The sequence below is a fragment of the Zoogloea dura genome (genome assembly GCF_012927165.1).
GTDB lineage: Bacteria > Pseudomonadota > Gammaproteobacteria > Burkholderiales > Rhodocyclaceae > Zoogloea > Zoogloea dura.
In genome coordinates this window covers 11961-30443 of the sequence record NZ_JABBGA010000019.1, presented here as the reverse complement: position 1 = coordinate 30443, position 18483 = coordinate 11961, and the positions used below count along the sequence as shown (strand labels likewise).

The 18483-nt window shown below is 66.0% G+C and carries 21 protein-coding genes; 17 read left to right on the top strand and 4 right to left on the bottom strand.

What is annotated here, in order from left to right:
* Positions 1-12: 12 nt before the first annotated feature.
* Positions 13-699, top strand: coding sequence for a DUF799 domain-containing protein (locus HHL15_RS19040; protein WP_169147391.1), 687 nt, complete (start codon positions 13-15; stop codon positions 697-699).
* 19 nt (positions 700-718) lie between these two features.
* Here HHL15_RS19040 and HHL15_RS19035 read toward each other — a convergent pair whose 3' ends face one another.
* Together HHL15_RS19035 and HHL15_RS19030 are read right to left on the bottom strand one after the other, a co-directional pair.
* Positions 719-2065: a fused MFS/spermidine synthase gene (locus HHL15_RS19035; protein ID WP_169147390.1), complete on the bottom strand. Its 1347-nt coding sequence runs from the start codon at positions 2063-2065 to the stop codon at positions 719-721.
* Positions 2066-2069: 4 nt separating this feature from the next.
* Positions 2070-2993, bottom strand: a complete 924-nt coding sequence (locus HHL15_RS19030; protein WP_169147389.1) for an alpha/beta fold hydrolase — start codon at positions 2991-2993, stop codon at positions 2070-2072.
* Between the two features lie 121 nt (positions 2994-3114).
* Between HHL15_RS19030 and pqqA the strand changes: the two genes are divergently transcribed.
* From pqqA to HHL15_RS18950, 16 genes are all read left to right on the top strand, one after another.
* Entirely contained in the window at positions 3115-3189 is a 75-nt protein-coding gene (gene pqqA / locus HHL15_RS27035) for a pyrroloquinoline quinone precursor peptide PqqA (RefSeq protein ID WP_139379539.1), read from the top strand.
* Between the two features lie 57 nt (positions 3190-3246).
* Positions 3247-4164 (top strand): pyrroloquinoline quinone biosynthesis protein PqqB, encoded by a 918-nt coding sequence (gene pqqB / locus HHL15_RS19020; protein ID WP_169147388.1) that lies wholly within the window; start codon positions 3247-3249, stop codon positions 4162-4164.
* The gene (gene pqqC, locus HHL15_RS19015) at positions 4161-4877 is read left to right on the top strand and encodes a pyrroloquinoline-quinone synthase PqqC (protein ID WP_169147387.1); all 717 of its coding nucleotides are present in this window, start codon (positions 4161-4163) and stop codon (positions 4875-4877) included. Before pqqB ends, pqqC begins: the two co-directional genes overlap by 4 nt.
* Positions 4874-5149 (top strand): pyrroloquinoline quinone biosynthesis peptide chaperone PqqD, encoded by a 276-nt coding sequence (pqqD, locus tag HHL15_RS19010; RefSeq protein ID WP_169147386.1) that lies wholly within the window; start codon positions 4874-4876, stop codon positions 5147-5149. Before pqqC ends, pqqD begins: the two co-directional genes overlap by 4 nt.
* On the top strand, positions 5149-6300 hold the full coding sequence (gene pqqE / locus HHL15_RS19005) for a pyrroloquinoline quinone biosynthesis protein PqqE (RefSeq protein WP_169147385.1): 1152 nt from the start codon (positions 5149-5151) through the stop codon (positions 6298-6300). The genes pqqD and pqqE overlap by 1 nt, the downstream gene beginning before the upstream one ends.
* A gap of 112 nt (positions 6301-6412) precedes the next feature.
* Entirely contained in the window at positions 6413-7489 is a 1077-nt protein-coding gene (locus HHL15_RS19000) for a hypothetical protein (protein WP_169147384.1), read from the top strand.
* Between the two features lie 124 nt (positions 7490-7613).
* On the top strand, positions 7614-8384 hold the full coding sequence (locus tag HHL15_RS18995; protein ID WP_169147383.1) for a hypothetical protein: 771 nt from the start codon (positions 7614-7616) through the stop codon (positions 8382-8384).
* 121 nt (positions 8385-8505) lie between these two features.
* Positions 8506-9543 carry a hypothetical protein gene (locus HHL15_RS18990; protein ID WP_169147382.1) on the top strand — a complete coding sequence of 346 codons (1038 nt, stop codon included), beginning with the start codon at positions 8506-8508 and terminating at the stop codon, positions 9541-9543.
* Positions 9544-9618: 75 nt separating this feature from the next.
* Positions 9619-10128 (top strand): hypothetical protein, encoded by a 510-nt coding sequence (locus HHL15_RS18985; protein WP_169147381.1) that lies wholly within the window; start codon positions 9619-9621, stop codon positions 10126-10128.
* A gap of 63 nt (positions 10129-10191) precedes the next feature.
* Complete coding sequence (locus HHL15_RS18980) at positions 10192-10686, top strand: GNAT family N-acetyltransferase (protein WP_169147380.1); 495 nt, start codon at positions 10192-10194, stop codon at positions 10684-10686.
* Between the two features lie 97 nt (positions 10687-10783).
* Complete coding sequence (locus HHL15_RS18975; protein WP_169147379.1) at positions 10784-12355, top strand: peptide chain release factor 3; 1572 nt, start codon at positions 10784-10786, stop codon at positions 12353-12355.
* Between the two features lie 541 nt (positions 12356-12896).
* On the top strand, positions 12897-13418 hold the full coding sequence (locus HHL15_RS18970) for a DUF2059 domain-containing protein (RefSeq protein WP_169147378.1): 522 nt from the start codon (positions 12897-12899) through the stop codon (positions 13416-13418).
* A gap of 62 nt (positions 13419-13480) precedes the next feature.
* Positions 13481-14119 (top strand): Vat family streptogramin A O-acetyltransferase, encoded by a 639-nt coding sequence (locus HHL15_RS18965; RefSeq protein ID WP_169147447.1) that lies wholly within the window; start codon positions 13481-13483, stop codon positions 14117-14119.
* Positions 14112-14681, top strand: a complete 570-nt coding sequence (locus HHL15_RS18960) for a GNAT family N-acetyltransferase (protein WP_169147377.1) — start codon at positions 14112-14114, stop codon at positions 14679-14681. Before HHL15_RS18965 ends, HHL15_RS18960 begins: the two co-directional genes overlap by 8 nt.
* 124 nt (positions 14682-14805) lie before the next feature.
* Positions 14806-15219: a VOC family protein gene (locus HHL15_RS18955; protein ID WP_169147376.1), complete on the top strand. Its 414-nt coding sequence runs from the start codon at positions 14806-14808 to the stop codon at positions 15217-15219.
* Between the two features lie 104 nt (positions 15220-15323).
* Entirely contained in the window at positions 15324-15776 is a 453-nt protein-coding gene (locus HHL15_RS18950) for a hypothetical protein (protein ID WP_169147375.1), read from the top strand.
* Between the two features lie 129 nt (positions 15777-15905).
* On the opposite strand, the gene HHL15_RS18945 is transcribed toward HHL15_RS18950, so the two are convergent.
* Complete coding sequence (locus HHL15_RS18945) at positions 15906-17567, bottom strand: electron transfer flavoprotein-ubiquinone oxidoreductase (RefSeq protein ID WP_235943514.1); 1662 nt, start codon at positions 17565-17567, stop codon at positions 15906-15908.
* Between the two features lie 28 nt (positions 17568-17595).
* Positions 17596-18363 (bottom strand): SDR family oxidoreductase, encoded by a 768-nt coding sequence (locus HHL15_RS18940; RefSeq protein WP_169147374.1) that lies wholly within the window; start codon positions 18361-18363, stop codon positions 17596-17598.
* Positions 18364-18483 lie beyond the last annotated feature (120 nt).

Here is an 18483-nt window from a genome sequence, read left to right as displayed (position 1 = left end):
GAGAGGCAATCCATGCGATTCAGACTCCCAGCCCCGGCCCTGCGGGCCGGCGCCATCGCCCTGCTGGGCGCAGCACTGACCGCCGGCTGCGCCACCCCGGCCCGCTACGACTACAGCGCCTTCAAGGAGAGCCGGCCGGCCTCCATCCTGGTCCTGCCGCCGCTCAACAGCTCCCCTGATGTCGCCGCCACCTACAGCATGCTCTCCCAGGTCACCCTGCCCCTGGCCGAATCGGGTTATTACGTGTTCCCGGTGAGCCTGGTGGACGAGACCTTCCGCCAGAACGGCATGAGCAATGCCGCCGAGGCGCACCAGGTGGCCTTGCCCAAACTGCGGGAGATCTTCGGTGCCGATGCCGTGCTGTATATCGACATCAAGCAATACGGCACCTCCTATGCACTGATCTCCAGCGAAAGCCGGGTGACGGCCGAAGCGCGGCTGGTGGACCTGAGATCGGGCCAGGTCCTGTGGAAGGGCGCGGCGTCGGCCTCCAGCGCCGAGGGCCGGAGCTCGAGCGGCGGTCTGGTCGGCCTGCTGGTCACGGCCGTGGTCAGCCAGATCGTCGAGAGCTCGACCAACCGCTCCCATCCGATAGCCGGGATCACCAGCCAGCGCCTGCTGACAGCAGGCATGCCCAACGGCATCCTCTACGGCCCCCGCTCACCCCGCTACAAGACCGACGGCAATACCGCTCCCTGAGCAGGCCGGGGACGGGGGCCTACCTCGACCGGGCCAGATCCACGTCGGCCCGGTTCACCTCATCCGTGTAAGCCTCCGCCACGCCTGGCCGGCCGGACGCCTGGCAGCTGACGATGACATTCGACAAGGGCTTGCCCCGGTGCAGCACATCCACCCCGCAGCGCCCGTATTCCGCTTCGATGGTGGCCAGCAGATTGCGGGCGTAGGGGGTTTCCAGGCGGCCGTCGAGGATCAGGTTGGCCAGCAGCAGGCCATCGGGCTTGAGGGCGCGGCGGGTATCACGCCAGAACTCGCGAGTCACCAGGTGGCCGGGGATGGAAGTGTGGCTGCTGAACACATCCACCACCACCGCGTCGTAGCGGTGCGGGGTTTCACGCACATGGCGGCGGGCGTCGTCCACGATGAACTCACCGCGGATCGGCTCCCGCAGGAAGCGGGTTTCGGCGATGGTGCGGATGTCGGGATCGATGTCCACATAGGTGTAGCGATTGGCCGGCTCCCGGTGCGACAGGGTAAAGCCGCCGGCCCCCAGCACCAGGATGTCCTTGCCCTTGAGGCCCAGCTCATCCAGCAGGATGTGGCGCAGGTGTTGCACGTAGCGGGCGTAGTGCGGCGGCTCGCCGGCATCGATCAGGGACGCCAGGGAGTTGTTGACGAAGAAGGCCCGCGGATCGACGCGATCCTGCACGGCCACCGGGCGCACGGCATAGTCCGCATAGGCCGTGTCGGCCACCTCGGTGGGCGGGAAGAGGTTGATCGCCAACGCAATGCCGCCGGCCGCCAGGGCCAGCACCGACTTGCGCCAGGCTCGGCCATCCAGCAGCAGGCTGCCCACCGCCAGCAGCAGTGCGCAGACCAGCACCGCCACCGACACGCCCAGCCACTGCATCACCACCAGCGCCAGGCTCACCGAACCCAGGAAGGAGCCCAGGGTGGACCAGTACAAGGCATGGCCGCTGGCCTCGCCGGTACGCATGTGCTTCATCAGGTTGGTGAGCACCGGTACGGTCTGGCCCAATAGCCAGGCCACCGGGCACAACACCCCGCCCACGAAGAGCAGGTAGGCCACCCCGGCCGGCTGCAGGTGGGCGAACAAGCCATCCACCACCACCCGCGACAGGCCTATCCCCACCAGCGCCGCCGACACCAGGAAGTTGCGGGCCACCACCGCAGTGAAGCGCTCCGCCACCCGCCCGCCGGCCGCATAGCCGAGGGCCAGCGCTAGCAGGAACAGGCCGATGGTGGGCGCAGTGACGACGATGGCACTGCCCACATGGGGCACCAGCCGGCGCAGGGCGATCACCTCGGCGCCGAGGGAGCAGAAGCCTTCGATGAAGACGATCAGGTAAAGCAGTGGAACGGGCATGGCTTCAGGGGCCGGGGGGCGAGGCCAGGGCGGCGCGCCAGGCCTCCACCATGGCGGGATGAAAGGGGTCATGGCCGCAGCCGTCTATCCAGATCAGCCGGCTGCCGGGAATGTGCGCATGCAGGCGCTCCGCGTTGGCGGGCGGGCAGATACGATCCTCGCGGCCGTGGATCAGCACGACGGGCAGTCCTTCCAGGGTTTCACAGCCGGCCAGGAAATCCGCCTCATCGAGGAAGCAGCCGGCCTGCAGATAGTGCGCCTGGAGCCGGTACTTGCGCGCCAGGGCAACCCTTTGCGGGGCATCCGGCATCGCAGTGGCTGCCGACGCGCCCGGGCTGGCCACCCCCTGCTCATAGGCCAGCCAGGCCAGGGCCGCAGCTTCGGCAATGGCCGGATCGGACGCCGACAGGCGGGTCGCCAGGGCTGCCAGCAACCCCCTGCCGCCGGCCTCCGGCAACGCGTCCGACAGGGCCTGCCAGGCCACTGGCGCCTCGCCGGCCAGGCCCGCGAAAAAGTGCTCCACATTCCCGTGACCGGGCAGGAAGCTGCTGCGCAGCACCAGGCCCGACACGGCCTGCCGGTGGGTCATGGCGTAGGCCAGGGCCAGGGTCGCTCCCCAGGAGCCGCCAGTCACCCGCCAGCGGGCAATGCCAAGGTGGCAACGCAGACGCTCCAGATCGGCCACCAGCTGGGCCGTGGTGTTGGCGCGAGTCTCTCCGCTCGGCTCCGAGCGTCCGGCCCCCCGCTGATCGAAGGCCACCAGGAAATGCCGCACGGGATCGTAGAGGTCCCTCATGCGTGGCGAGCAGCCGCTGCCGGGCCCGCCATGGAGCAGCACCACGGGCTCGCCCGCCGGGTTGCCGGAAGTCTCCACGTGGAGCCGGTGGCCATCGCCCACGGGTAGCAGGAAGGAGGAAGGTTCGGACATGGGCGGGGCTGCGAATCAAGATTTTCGTGAGGCGGGAGTATGCCGCCCTTTGCCACACTGCGCTCCACGGTACTGCCACCGGCGGGCCGGATCCAACAACCCAAAAATCTGGAGACTCATCATGACCTGGACCACCCCCCAAGCTTGCGACCTGCGTTTCGGCTTCGAAATCACCATGTACATCGCCGCCAAGTAAGAAAGGCCGGCGACGGCGGCCAGGTCCCCCGACAGGCCGCCGTCTGCCTCCCAGACCATGTACATCCGCGTCCTCGGCTCCGCCGCCGGCGGTGGCTTTCCCCAGTGGAACTGCAACTGCCCCAATTGCCGGCAGGTCCGCGCCGGCAGCCCCCATCACCAGCGCCGCACCCAATCTTCCATAGCCGTCAGCGGCGACGGCGTCCGCTGGACCCTGGTCAACGCCTCCCCCGACATCCTGCAGCAGTTCCAGCTCTTTCCCGGCACCTGGCCGAAGGAAGGCCTGCGCGGCTGCGGCATCGAATCCATCGTGCTGGTGGATGCCCAGATCGACCACACCACCGGCCTCTACATGCTGCGGGAAAAAGGCAGCCCCTGGCCCGTGTGGTGCACCGACCCGGTGTTTGAAGACCTGACCCGCGGCAACCCCATCCTGCACCTCCTCGAACACTACTGCGGCGTGGCCCGGCGCGAGCTGCCCGGCAACGGCGCCAGCTTTCACCCCGAGGGTTCGGAAAGCCTCGACTGGCGCGCCCTGCCGCTGCTGTCCGCCGCGCCGCCCTATTCGCCCCACCGCAACAGCCCGGTGCCGGGCGACAACGTCGGCCTGCTGATCCGCGACCCTGCCAGCGGCAAGCGCGTGTTCTATGCCCCCGGCCTGGCCGAGGTGGACGACGCCGTGTTCGACGCCATGGCCGGCGCCGACTGCGTGATGGTGGACGGCACCTTCTGGACCGACGACGAGATGATCGCCCTCGGCCTGTCGTCCAAGCGCGCCCGGGACATCGGCCACCTGGCCCAGAGCGGCCCCGGCGGCATGATCGAACAGCTCAGCCGCCTGCCCCGCCACGTGCGCCGGGTGCTCATCCACATCAACAACACCAACCCCATCCTCGACGACAGTTCGGCACAACGCGCCATCCTGGCCGCCGCCGGCATCGAGGTGGCCTTCGATGGCATGGAGATCGCACTATGAGCGCCAGCACCCAGCGCCCCTGGACCCCCGAAGAATTCGAAGCGCAACTGCGTGACAAGGGCACGGCCTATCACATCCACCATCCCTTCAACGTCATGCTCAACACCGGCAAGGCGACGCGGGAGCAGATCCAGGGCTGGGTGGCCAACCGCTACTACTACCAGATCATCATTCCCCAGAAGGACGGCGCGGTGCTCTCCAACTGCCCCGACCGGGAAGTGCGCCGGGAGTGGATCCAGCGCATCCTCGACCACGACGGCCACGGCGACGACCCGGGCGGCATCGAGGCCTGGCTGCGCCTGGGCCAGGCCGTCGGCCTGAGCCGCGAGGAGATCGTCGACCAACGCCACGTGATCCCCGCCGTGCGCTTCGCCTGTGACGCCTACCTCAACTTCTGCCGCCAGCGCCCGTGGCAGGAGTCGGTGTGCTCCAGCCTCACCGAGCTGTTCGCCCCCATCATCCACAAGCAGCGCCTCGCCAACTGGCCGGAGCACTACCCGTGGATCGAGTCCGACGGGCTGCAGTACTTCCGCAACCGGGTCACCCAGGCCCGCCGCGACGTGGAACAAGGCCTGGCCGTCACCCTCGCCTACTTCGACACCCGCCCCCAGCAGGAGAAGGCCCTGGACATCCTCAAGTTCAAACTCGACATCCTGTGGTCCATGAACGACGCCATGGCCCTGCGCTACGGCCTGGAAGGCGGCCCCAAGTGATCCCCGCCGGCGCCTGCCCGCGCATCAACCGCCTGTTCCGCTTCCAGTGGGAGCCGGCCCAGCAGGCCCACGTGCTGCTCTACCCGGAGGGGATGGTCAAGCTCAACCAGAGCGCCGGCGAGATCCTCAAGCGCTGCGACGGCAACCGCGATCTGCCGGCCATCGTGGCCGACCTGGAAGCCAGCTTCAATGCCACGGGCCTCACCCCAGACGTCGAGGCCTTCCTGGCCATGGCCGAGGAACAGAACTGGATCGACTGGACGGAGGCCTGATGGACACCCTCCTCGTCCCACCCGAAGCCCTGCAGCCGGCAGCCCGCCGCCCCGGCCCCCTGTGGCTGCTGGCGGAAGTCACCTACCGCTGCCCCCTGCACTGCGCCTTCTGCTACAACCCGGTGGACTTCGCCGCCGCCGGGCCGGAGCTGTCCACCGATGACTGGCTGTCGGTGATCCGCCAGGCCCGCACAATGGGCGCGGCCCAGTTCGGCATCTCGGGCGGCGAGCCGCTGTTGCGGGACGACATCGAGATCCTCGTCGCCGAGGCCCGCCGGCTCGGCTTCTACACCAACCTCATCACCTCCGGCGTGGGTCTCACCGAAGCCCGCCTTGCGGCGCTCAAGGAGGCCGGCCTGGACCACATCCAGCTGTCCTTCCAGGACGCCACCCGCGAAGCCAACGACCTCATCACCAACACGCGCACCTTCGACCTCAAGCGCAAGGTGGCCGCCCTCACCAAGGCCGCCGGCTACCCCACGGTGATCAACTGCGTACTCCATCGCAGCAACATCGACCACCTGGACCGCATCATCGAAATGGCGGCCGAGATCGGCGCCGAATACCTCGAACTGGCCAACACCCAGTACCACGGCTGGGCCTTCCTCAACCGCGAAGCCCTGATGCCCAGCGCCGCCCAGCTGGCTGAGGCGGAGGCCGTCACCGAACGCTGGCGCCAGAAACTCGGCAAGAAGATGCGCATCCTCTTCGTCACGCCGGACTACCAGTCGAAAAAGCCCAAGAAGTGCATGAACGGCTGGGGCGAGGTCTTCCTCTCGGTCACCCCCGACGGCCTCGCCCTGCCCTGCCACACCGCCCGCATGCTGCCCGGCCTGGACTTCCCCGACGTGCGCGAACACGCACTCGACTGGATCTGGCACGACTCACCGCTGTTCAACCGCTTCCGCGGCACCGCCTGGCTGCCCGACACCTGCCAGAGCTGCGAAGACAAGGACAAGGACCACGGCGGCTGCCGCTGCCAGGCCTTCATGCTCACCGGCAACGCCGGCGCCACCGACCCCGTCTGCCCCAAGTCGCCGGACCACGCCCTGATCGAGGCCACCCTCGCCAGCGCAGAGCGGCAGGACAACTGCCACCCGCTGGTGTTCCGGGACCCGAAGGCTTCGAAGGCGCTGGGGAGGGCTTTCTAGGCCTTCCTGGCGCGCCCCGCAGGCCACAAGATTTAACGCCCCCCGGGATCAATCACAAATACACAAGACATATGTAAATGTACTATCTGACCTCCACAAAGGAGGACATGACATGTACACCAATAAAATCCCGTTCGCCATCGGTGCGCTCGCCTGCGCAATGCTCACTGCCTGTGGAGGAGGCGGTGGGGGTGGAAGCAGCACCGCCGCAGGTAGTGGCACGCAAACCCCCGCTGCCCCCTCTCCCTCCGAAACCGAGATCGCAATCACCGGCGACAACACGAGCCAGGTGGCAAGCCTGGGGCACCTGGTGGTGGGTAACGGACTCAGCCTGAGCGCCGTTGCCGGTGAAACGCTTGTCGGCGCAGCGCTTTCATCGGGCCCGGAGGTACGCGTCCCCAGCCTGGTCGACCTCACCTTCCGTGCCATCGATCACGCACTTGACCGCACATCAAGCACATCCACCACCACTCCGGTGGGCGCCTTCACCGGCGGGGAGACTGTCAACTGCAGTGTCTCCGGAAATTACGTCATCACCACCGAATCCTCTCAGCCCATCAACGTATCCTCCGGCGACAAGTCCAACGTCCGCTACAACAACTGCGTTGAACAGGGCGTCACCATCACCGGCAGCATCAGCATCGTCATCAATGAGGCCAGCGGCCTCTTCGAAAGCGAGCAGGCGATCAAGGCCACCACAACCTTCTCGAACCTGCAGTACCGCTACGAATCCAGCAGCACCTCCATGAACGGGACGGTACAGGCCTATCGCAAGGCAACCAGCCTCTCCAGGGGCTCCGGCTGGGTCAAGTCCGATGGCTTCACGTACGACATCCTGCGCGGTGAGGTGAAGAGCGTCCTCAAGACCACCGGACTGGAGGTCACTTTCAGGGACGACAGCTTCGAGACCATCTACAGCATCACGCAGACAGCATCCGCCAACTTCCCGAAGCTCAAGGGCCGGTTCGCGGTCACCACGGTCCAGCCCCTTGCCCAGAATCCGAACGGAATCATCAAGAGCGGCTCCATCAACCTCGCGGGTGCTGGCAGCAAGCTGATGCTGAGCTATCTGCAGCCCTCCTCCAACAGCACCCCCCTCGTCCAGTATCAGCCCGACACCGACAACGACGGCAAGTACGAGGTACAAACCACGACCACTTACGAAGCATTCATTACCCCCCTCTGGTAATCAAGATCCGGTTCGGGGCACCGGCCCTCACCTCGAACCGGCAGGTGCCCTCTGAATCGTGACACACCATCGCTACCCCAAAAAGCCACCTCGTACCGGGCACAAGGCGCAGACAAGCAGCACCATGATCCTCATCGGATGTTGTGGGCTGCTCATCACCCCGCATCTTCGCGCAGAGTCCCCCCCTGCACGCTACGAACTCATCCTGCTCGCCGAGCACCAGGCCCTCAGCGAAACCCGTAACGGACACACCCTCGTTGAAGAACGGGGAAACCTGCCGTCGCTCACCGGGCGCATCAGCCTGCCCATGCCCCATGGCGCCCTGCACCTGGCACTGTCCGCCTCCAGCGGCGAACTCGACTACGACGGACAAACCCAGCGCGGCGCCGGGTTCACCAGCACCACACGCCTGCGAACCCTGCGCCACGCGGTGTCCTATGTCTACCCCTTACAGGACGGCCTGAACGTCCTGGTCGGCTGGCTCGAAGAAAAGCGCAACCGCCGGATCTCCGGCCGCGGTGCCGTACTTGGCCTCGACGAAGACTATCGCCACGATTACGGAACCCTCGGCATCCGCCGCGACGCGTCCTGGGGCAGCATCCAGGCCGAGCTGCTGCTCGGGCTCGGTGGGTCCCAATCAGTTTCGTCCCGCGGCGCCGTCGACACCGTGACCTTCCCGTCCAACAGCGGGTCTGGTCTGCATCTTCAGGGCAGATTCCCCGTCACCGGCCACACCCATGCCCTCCGCCTGGAGTGGCTCCCCCGCTTCGAATACCTCCACACCCCACGCAGCGACTCCCGCCCCTACAACAACGGTGGCATGCCAGCGGGCACCATCAGCCAGCCCGAAACCCGGCGCTGGTCGGCTGGCCTCGGCCTCGCGCTGAGTTGGTGATCCCATGGCTGCGCGGATGCGTACAAGCACAAAACGCGAACAATGACAATGAACTTGCCAACAGGCAGCCCGGAGTGGCTTCCCTATAATCGCATCGCATCCACACCACCCTCAGCCCCCCATGACGATGCGTTCCCCACTCCAGCTCACTCCGCTAGTCCTCACCGTACTCCTCAGTGCCTGCGGTGGCGGGGGCGGTGACAGCAAAGGCGACGACACAAACCCCTCCGTCGGCAGCGGCCTGCTCGGCTTCACCATCGGCAACACCAAGGCTGCAGCCATCCTCTCACTGGTATCGGTGGACTCCACCACCAGCATGCTGCGTGACGCACGCGTCTCGGCGGATGTGATCGACGAGCAGCTCTCCCAGCCCGCCCAGGGCGGCGCCCAGCTGGGCATCCTTACCCAGCAGGCCCTGGCCCACGCCCAGGCGCTCACCAGCGCCGCCGCGGACCAGCCCGCGGGCCCCTACCGGGGGCGCGTCAGCTGTGCGGTGAGCGGCTCCATCGACATCATCGCCACGGTGGCCAATCCGGGCACCTACACGGCAGGCGACCGTCTCGATCTGGGCTACACCAACTGCGTCAGCCGGAACGACCCCCTCAACGGCGTGATGAGCCTCGATCTGAGCGAAGTCACCGGCGACCCGGCCACCCACGGCACGCTCACCGCCACCCTGCGCTATGTCGACCTGCGCTCCGGGCTGCCCGACAATCTGGTCTCCACTCAGGGCGAAGCACGCTTCTTCCAGTCCCGCAGCCCCGGCCAGCCCGAAACCGGGTGGCTGCGCACCAATAGCCTGACCCACAACTTCAATGTCACGGGCAAGCGCGCCAGCCTCACCACCCTCAACCTCGACCTGGGCTACACCACCCGCAGCGACGGCTTTGCCTACACCGTCACCCAGAGCATGAACCTCGACTTCCCGGCCGCGCAGGGCAAGGTCGAGCTAAGCACCTCCCAGACCCTGCTTGCCGACACCACCGGGCGCATCTTCGGCGGCAAGCTCCTGATCCGCGGCCGCAACAGCGCCCAGTACATCAGCTACCTGGGGCCTGGCACCGTGCGCCTGGAGACCGACACCAACAATGACGGCAAGATGGACGTGGACAGCATCTCCAGCTTTGCCGACCTGTACTACCTGGCCTGGCTGCCGTAAGCGCTGTCCGACCAGCGGCGGCGGGCAGGTCCGACGGGCGTGATAAGATCGCCGCGATTCAACGCGATTGCAGCCATGTCCGTTTTACACATCCTCCGCGCGCGCACCGTCCTCACGCCCATCGCCGCGGCCTGCCTGCTTGCCGCCTGCGCCACCGGAAAGGTGTCGACCGCCCCTGAAAGTCCGGTGGCCGCTCCTGCCACGTCCGACGAAAGCGCGGGCAGCCGCCCCGCCCCGGCAGGACAGCAGGCCAAGCCGCGCCCGCCCCGCAGCGACAAGGACACCAAGCCCGTCACGCCCCCCGCCACAAGCACCATCCGCTCCGGCGGCAAGGATGTGGAGGTGATCGTCGAAGAGGCCCCACCCGAACCACCGCTCCAGGGCCCGGGCTGGTTGTCCCACTGCGTCAGCCGCCAGATGCAGGGCGGCGTCATCCTCTGCGATGCCGACAAACTGCTGGCCACGCCCTCGGCCCGGGTCAAGGTGTTCACGCGCGACCCTGCCGCCGCCGGGCGCATGGCCGGTGGCAGCATCCAGGTCCGCAGCAACCTGCCCCGCAAGTACCGTTTCTTCGTGGTGCCCTGATCTCCCCGCGGCAGCCCGCCGCAACATCCTCCCGCAACACCCCTGCAATACAGAACGGATTGAATGGTGCCCGAACCGGCCAGGTGGCCGGAGCGGGAGACCAGCATCACGGACACATTCACCATCACCACCCTGGACAGCCTCGACGAGGCCGCCCGGGAAGCCGCCGCAGTGATCCTGGAGGCCGCCTTCAATGACCCGGAACGCTACGGGCGGGCGCGCATCCTGTCGCAGCTGCAGCCCGCCGGCCTGCCCTTCTACCGCCGCTTCTTCATCGCCCTGCGGGCGGGCGAGGTGGTCGGCGTGGGCGGCGTCAAAGCCGCCGACTGGGCCAGCGACAGCCACATCCTCTACCTCTCCGCAGTGGCCGAACACTCACGCGGCCAGGGTGTGGCCCGGGCCCTCATCAGCGCCCGCATCGCCTGGGTCATGGAAACCTTCGGCAGCGGCCGGCTGCTCGTCTCCACCGCCCGCAGCCGCCGCTTCGCCCGCCTCGGCTTCCGCCTCATGGGCAAGCGCGAGGCCGGCGGCCGGCGCCTGATGCTGCTGGAGTTCTGAACCCCGTCCGCGGCATTCCACAAGACCCCTCATCGGGCTGGGGCGAACACGCAAGGCCTTGTATAATCGCGGGCTTTTCAGCATTACGCATCGCACCATGGCCGCCACCCAGGAAATCGCCCGCCGTCGCACCTTTGCGATCATCTCCCACCCCGACGCGGGCAAGACCACGCTCACCGAAAAGCTCCTGTGGTTCGGTGGCGCCATCCAGGTCGCCGGCGAGATCCGTGCCCGCAAGGCCGCGCGCCATGCCACCTCCGACTGGATGGAGCTGGAAAAGCAGCGCGGCATCTCGGTCACCTCCTCGGTCATGCAGTTCCCCTACCGCGACTGCGTCATCAACCTGCTCGACACCCCGGGCCACGAAGACTTCTCCGAAGACACCTACCGCACCCTCACTGCGGTGGACTCGGCGGTCATGGTCATCGACTCGGTGAACGGCGTGGAAGCCCAGACCATCAAGCTGCTCAACGTCTGCCGCCTGCGCGACACGCCCATCGTCACCTTCATCAACAAGCTCGACCGGGAAGGCCGCGAGCCCATCGAGCTGCTCGACGAAATCGAATCCGTGCTCGGCATCCAGTGCGCCCCCATGACCTGGCCGATCGGCATGGGCAAGCGCTTCCGCGGCGTGTACCACCTCTACAACGACAGCATCCAGTTCTTCGACCCGCAGGCCGAGAAAGGCACCTCGGAGATCATCCAGGGCCTCGACAACCCGCGCCTCGACGAAGTGATCGGCGAACAGGCCGAAGAGCTGCGCCTGGACATCGAACTGGTCCGCGGCGCCTCCCACACCTTCGACCGCGACGCCTACCTGGGCGGCAAGCAATGCCCGGTGTTCTTCGGCTCGGCGGTGAACAACTTCGGCGTGCAGAGCCTCCTCGATGCCGTGGTGGACCTCTCCCCCGCCCCCCTCGCCCGCCCGTCCAAGACCCGCCAGGTGCAGCCCGACGAAGACAAATTCTCCGGCTTCGTCTTCAAGATCCAGGCCAACATGGACCCGAAGCACCGCGACCGCATCGCCTTCATCCGCGTCTGCGCTGGCCGCTTCGAACGCGGCGGCAAGCTCAAGCAGGTGTCCACCGGCAAGAGCCTGGCCATCAACAACGCCATCACCTTCATGGCGCAAGACCGCAACACCACCGACGAAGCCTGGGCCGGCGACATCATCGGCATCCCCAACCACGGCACCATCCACCTCGGCGACACCTTCACCGAAGGCGAAGACCTGCAATTCACCGGCATCCCCAGCTTCGCGCCGGAGTACTTCCGCCGCGCCCAGATCAAGAACCCGCTCAAGATGAAGCAGCTGCAGAAAGGCCTTGAGCAGCTCGCCCAGGAAGGCGCCACCCAGCTCTTCCGCCCCACCACCACCAACGAACTGATCCTCGGCGCCGTCGGCACCCTGCAGTTTGACGTGGTGGCCCACCGGCTGGAGTTCGAATACGGCGTGGACGTCATGTTCGAATCCTGCAGCTACGCCACCGCCCGCTGGCTGCGCGGCTCCGACGCCGACCTCAAGACCCTGGCAGACAAATCCCCCGCCAACATCGCCCTCGACGGCAACGGCGACTACGTCTACCTCGCCCCCAACCGGGTCAACCTGCAGATGGCCCAGGAACGCTTCCCCGACATCAAGTTCCTGGAGACGCGGGAGATCTACTGACCCCACGGGCACCCACCCAGGGGCCGCAAACCCCGGATCTGCCCCACCATGCAAAAGAACCCCCGCCGGCCCAGGCCCGCGGGGGTTCTTTTTTGTCAGGCCCGCCACCGCCAGACCCTGTCAAGGCATCAAGAATGTCACCTCCAGCCCCGCCGAACTGACTCAAGCCCCCCCGTATCTCACATCCGCCATGCCGGAACTCAAATCTGGCAGCCCGGAACTCAAATCCGCGCCCGCGGATGTCAGTTAACGAACTGGTTAACTGACATCCTGGGTCCGTTAACTGAGATACGCATCTCGTTAACTGACATCCTGAGTCCGTTAACTGACATCCGCACTCCGTTAACTGACATCCGAGGTTCGTTAACTGACATCCGAGGTTCGTTAACTGACATACGGACTCCGTTAACTCACATCTGCAGTGGCATAACTCACTTACGCAGCTCCATCTTCTCCCGCCCACACACGGCCCCGCCGATGCCACTTGTCATGAAAAAGGATGTAGGGTTCAATCCATTCCTCATAAATCCGGAAAACCACCATGAAACGCATCCTGCTCGCCTCCCTTGCGGCGCTCGTGATCTGCCACCCTGCCCATGCCGATCAGCGCGGCGACAAGATAAAGGCCTTGATGGACGCCCAGGGGCTGGTCGTCACGTTTGAACAGCAACTCAGCGCCGGGCGCGAATACAGCCAGCGGCAAGCCAGGGAAATGCAGGATCAAATGCTGAATGGTCTGAACTTGAACGAGCAATTCCGCACGCAGCTGCAACTTGCAGTCGAAGAGTTCACCACTGCCGTCCAGCCCCCATGGGGAGCCCAGGAGATCGTGAATGCCTGGGCCCAGTACTATGGAGAGTCGTTCAACGACGAAGAGCTTGACCGACTTCTCGAACATTACACCTCCCCCCTTGCGCAGAAAGAGGTGGGCGCCTCGCGCCAGGCACTGGCCAGGTTCTCACAGCATTTCCAGACCCTCTACAGCCCGATCGTCGAACAGGCAACGGCAGCCTACACAAAGAAGCTGCAAACCATCGTCCAGGAGTGCAATTGCAGGAAGTGATCGCCACTCCTCTCAACACGGACAGCCAGCGACAACGATCAGACATCCCGACAGGAGCCCCCTTGAACGGCCCAAGCCCCCAGGACAAGCACCCGATGGCGGGTTTTCCGCAGGTGTGTTTCATCAAGAACACTGTTTCCAATCCGAACATCCTCATCGGGGATTACACCTACTACGATGACCCGGATGATCCGGAGAACTTTGAACGCAATGTCCTCTACCACTTTCCGTTCATTGGCGACCGGCTGGTCATCGGCAAGTTCTGCGCCATAGCCCGTGGCGTCAAATTCATCATGAACGGCGCAAACCACAAGATCTCCGGCATCTCCACCTACCCGTTCCAGATTTTCGGCAACGGATGGGAGAAGGTCATGCCCCAGGCCGGCGAGCTTCCCTACAAAGGCGACACGGTGGTTGGAAACGACGTCTGGATAGGGTATGACTGCCTCATCATGCCCGGCGTGAAGATCGGCAATGGCGCAATCATCTCCTCACGCTCCGTGGTGGTCGCCGATGTACCGCCCTACACCGTCGTCGGCGGCAACCCGGCAAGGCTCATCAAGGAACGTTTCCCGCAAGAAGCCATATCGGCGCTTGAGGAAATCGCCTGGTGGGACTGGCCGATTGAAAAGATCTCCAAACACCTCGCCATCATCGTGTCGGCAGATGTCGAGGCCCTGAAGGCGTGCGTTGATGCCTGAGCTGATCGAATTTGAAACCGGGCGCCTCGTCCTGCGCCAGTGGAAGCCCGCGGATCGGGCTCCGTTTGCGGCGCTGAACGCAGACCCGCGGGTCATGGAGTTCTTCCCTGCGCGGCTTGCCCGTACAGAAAGCGATGCACTGGCCGATCGCTGCGAGTCCTTGATCGCTGAGCGTGGCTGGGGCTTCATGGCCGCGGAGTTGAAGGACTCGCGCGAGCTCATCGGATTCGTCGGCCTCCACATCCCGTCCGCCGAACTTCCCTTCTCTCCCTGCGTGGAGATTGGCTGGCGTCTTGCATGTCCTCACTGGGGCAAGGGGCTGGCCACCGAGGCCGCGCGGGAAGTCCTCCGCTTCGGCTTTGGAACGCTCGCTCTTCAGGAGATCGTGTCTTTCACCGCCGTCGTGAATCAACGCTCCCGGGCTGTCATGGAAAGGCTCGGCATGCGCGAATCAGGCAGCTTTGAGCACCCTCAAGTGCCCGAAGGCAGTCCGCTACGCATGCATTGCCTGTATCGCCTGCCGCGTGAAGGCCTTGCCTCTTGCCCGATCTGGCAGGCTTGAGGTGATGTGCTGATGATCTGCACGCTGAACATGAAGCAACAGGCTGCTTGCCAGAGTAGCTGTACATGTATACAGTCATATATGTACAACACATAAGCCTAACCCACTTCAGGAGTGACTCATCGTGCTTGATCACATGACTTTCCGCGTCGTCGACATGGGCCGCGCCAAGGCCTTTTACAGCGCGGCCCTTGCGCCGCTGGGCTATACCCTGGCCTTCGAGGGCAACTACGGCATGAACATCCTGGGGTTTGCCTACCCCGACCCTTCCGAACCGGATGGCAAGAAAGCCGATGTCTGGTTCATCGACGGCCCCTCACCCTACGGTGGCCCGCCCGCAACCACGGGTTGCCACCTGGCGTGGCGTGCAGAAAACCGTGCGCAAGTGGATGCCTTCTACCACGCAGCGCTCAGCGCCGGCGGAAAGGACAATGGCGCACCGGGCCTCCGCCCCGACTATCACCCTCACTACTATGGCGCCTTCGTCATCGACCCCGAGGGCAACAACATCGAAGCGGTGTGCCATTTGCCCGAGTAGGCCGGCCACAGCCCCCGAGCCCCCACGGGGGCTTGCGCGAGCAGGGCACGGAAGGAAAGCCTGATAAGCTCGCCAGCCACATCCAGGCGCTACGAGGGGAGCCCATGAAAAACGTCAGACAGCCAATCAGGACGCGTAGCCTTGCGCTTGCCGCCTGCCTTATCTGCGCCCTTGGCCTGGCCCATGCGCAGGACGAGCCCGGCCCGGCCGGCGTGAGTTCGGCCCAGCTGGTGGCATTTACTCAAAAGCTTCAGGCGGCCGTCGCCGCAGGGCAGCCGGCAACGGTTGCCGATCTGGTGTCCTTCCCGCTGCGGGTCAATGAGGAGCACCGCAAGCCGCGCTACGTTTCAAGAGCCCGGTTTGTTGCCTCTTACAGCAAGGTATTCACACCGCACGTGAGGGCGGTGGTCGTGGCACAGGATCCGCAGACGCTCTTCCAGAACGCCAGCGGTGCCATGTTCGGCAATGGCGAAGTCTGGCTGGCCGGCGTGTGCAGCAATACGGCATGCACACACAGCAAGGTGCTCGTGACGGCCGTCAATCTGTCGGCCAGATGAATGGCGGGCGCGTGGCAAGGTGTGCAGGCTTGTTAAAAAGGGAGAATGTCGCGGGCATGGGAAACTATTGAGGAGAGGGAGGACTTTCACTCCACACCCGTCTGATCCGACATTCTCCCGAAACGGGTGCTACATGCCCTGGTAGATCGGCCCTTCCCCACCCTGGGGCGTCACCCAGGTGATGTTCTGGGTGGGGTCCTTGATGTCGCAGGTCTTGCAGTGGATGCAGTTCTGGCTGTTGATCTGCAGACGCGGCCCGGCGACCTCATTGCCCTCCCCACCCTCCTCCACGATCTCATACACACCGGCCGGGCAGTAGCGGGTCTCCGGCGCATTGAAGCGGGCCAGGTTGACGCGGATCGGCGTCTCGGGGTCGCCCAGCTGCAGGTGGCAGGGCTGTTCCTCTTCGTGATTCGTGTTGGACAGGAACACCGACGACAGGCGGTCGAAGCTCAAGCGGCCGTCGGGCCTGGGGTAATCGATGCGCGGGCATTCCGCGGCGGGCCGCAGTGTGTCGTGGTCGGCGCGGTTGCGCAGGGTCCACGGTGCCTTGCCACGCAGCAGCTTCTGGTCCAGCCCGAAGAGCAGCGAGCCCAGCCAGCGGCCCTTCTTCATGTAGGGCTTGAAGTTGCGGGTGGCGTGGAGTTCGGCGTGCAGCCACGATCCGCGGAAGGCGGCGGGATAGGCTGCCAGCACATCCTGCCGGCGCCCCTGGGCAAGGGCGGCAAAGGCGGCCTCGGCCGCGAGCATGCCGGACTTGATGGCGCCATGGCTGCCCTTGATGCGCGCCGCGTTGAGGAAGCCTGCGTCGTCGCCGATCAGCGCGCCCCCCGGAAAGACCAGCGTCGGCAGGCTCTGCAGCCCGCCCGCGGCAATGGCGCGGGCACCATAGGCCAGGCGCTTGCCGCCCTCCAGGTAGCAGCGGATGGCCGGATGGGTCTTGAAGCGCTGGAACTCCTCGAAGGGTGACAGGTGGGGATTGGTGTAATCCAGGCCGACCACATGGCCCACCGCCACCAGCCCGCCCTCCAGATGGTAGGCAAAGCCACCGCCGTAGGTGTCCGACTGCAGCGGCCAGCCGGTGGTGTGCACCACCAGGCCGGCCTGATGGACGGCCGCGGGGACTTCCCACAGCTCCTTGATGCCGATGCCGAAAGTCTGCGGATCGCTGTTGTCGCGCAGCCGGTGGCGCGCCTCCAGCTGCTTGCCCAGGTGGCCGCGGCAGCCTTCGGCGAACAGGGTGTAGGCCGCATGCAGCGCCATGCCCGGCTGGTAGGCCGGGCCGGGCTCCCCATTGCGGGTCAGGCCCATGTCGCCGGTCGCCACGCCGATCACCGCACCCGCCTCGTCATGCAGCAACTCGGCGCCGGCGAAGCCGGGGTAGATCTCTACCCCCAGGGCTTCGGCCTGCTCGCCGAGCCAGCGCACCAGGCTGCCCAGGCGCACGATGTAGTTGCCCTCGTTGGTCAGACAATCCGGCAGCAGGGCGTGCGGGACCTGACGGGCGCCGGTGGCGCTGAGGAAGAGCACCTTGTCTTCGCCCACCGGCGTGTCCAGCGGCGCCCCCAGGGCCTTCCAGTCGGGCAGCAGTTCATCCAGGGCGCGCGGGTCCATCACCGCACCGGACAAGATGTGGGCGCCGACCTCGGCACCCTTCTCAATGACGCAGACCGACACCTCGCTGCCCACCGCGGCGGCCTGCTGCTTCAGCCGGATCGCCGCGGCGAGCCCGGCCGGGCCGGCGCCGACGATCAGCACATCAAACTCCATCGATTCGCGTTCGCTGCTCATACACTGTTCCCGTTCAATCCGTGCGCAGTCAGAAGCGCTTGGGGCGGACCATCGCGTCCATGCCGCCATCCACGAACATCACCGTGCCATGCACGAAGCTGGCCGCCGGGGATTGCAGGAAGGCCACCACCCGGGCGATCTCGTCCGGCTGGCCGGCACGGCCGAGGGGGGCCACGAAGTTCTTCACCGCCTGGCCATAGCGCGGGTCGTCCAGGGAGGCCTTGTGCAGCGGCGTCTCGACGGCGCCCGGCGCCACCACGTTGAGGCGGATGCCGCGCGGGCCCCACTCCACCGCCTTCCTGCGCGCGTAGGCGGCGATCGCAAACTTGGATGCGGCATAGGCAGCCGCCGGCTGGGCCATGGCGTCGGCCTCGGCCACCGCCCGGCTCTCGTCGCCGGCCAGCAAAGACTCCACAAGGGGAATCTGTTCGACGCCCGGCTGCGCTGCCGCCACCGAGCCCACCAGCAGCACGGCGGGCTGCTGCCCTTGCAGCAGGCAATCGGCCAGCCCATCCACCAGGGTGCTCATGCCGAAGTAGTTCACCGCCACGATCAGGCCGCTGGACGGTGCCGTCACCCCCACTCCGGCGCAGCACACCAGGCCGTCCAGCACGCCATCACAGGCGTCGATGGCGGCGGCCAGCGCGGCCTGCCGGCCGCTGGCGGTGGACAGGTCGGCAACGATGTCGGCCCCGGCCCGGTCGATGCCGATGACGCGATGGCCGGCGGCCTGCAGCTGCTGGCGGACAGCGGCGCCAATGCCGGAGGCGGAGCCGGTGACGACGGTGGTGGGCATGGGGAGTCTCCTTGAAAGGGCAAATCGGGGAAATGGGTAAACTGCGGGCAAACCAGGGGCAAACACGCGGCATCCCGGGCAGCAAACGCCCGCTTGCGTGATGCTCAAGTATCGGAGGAG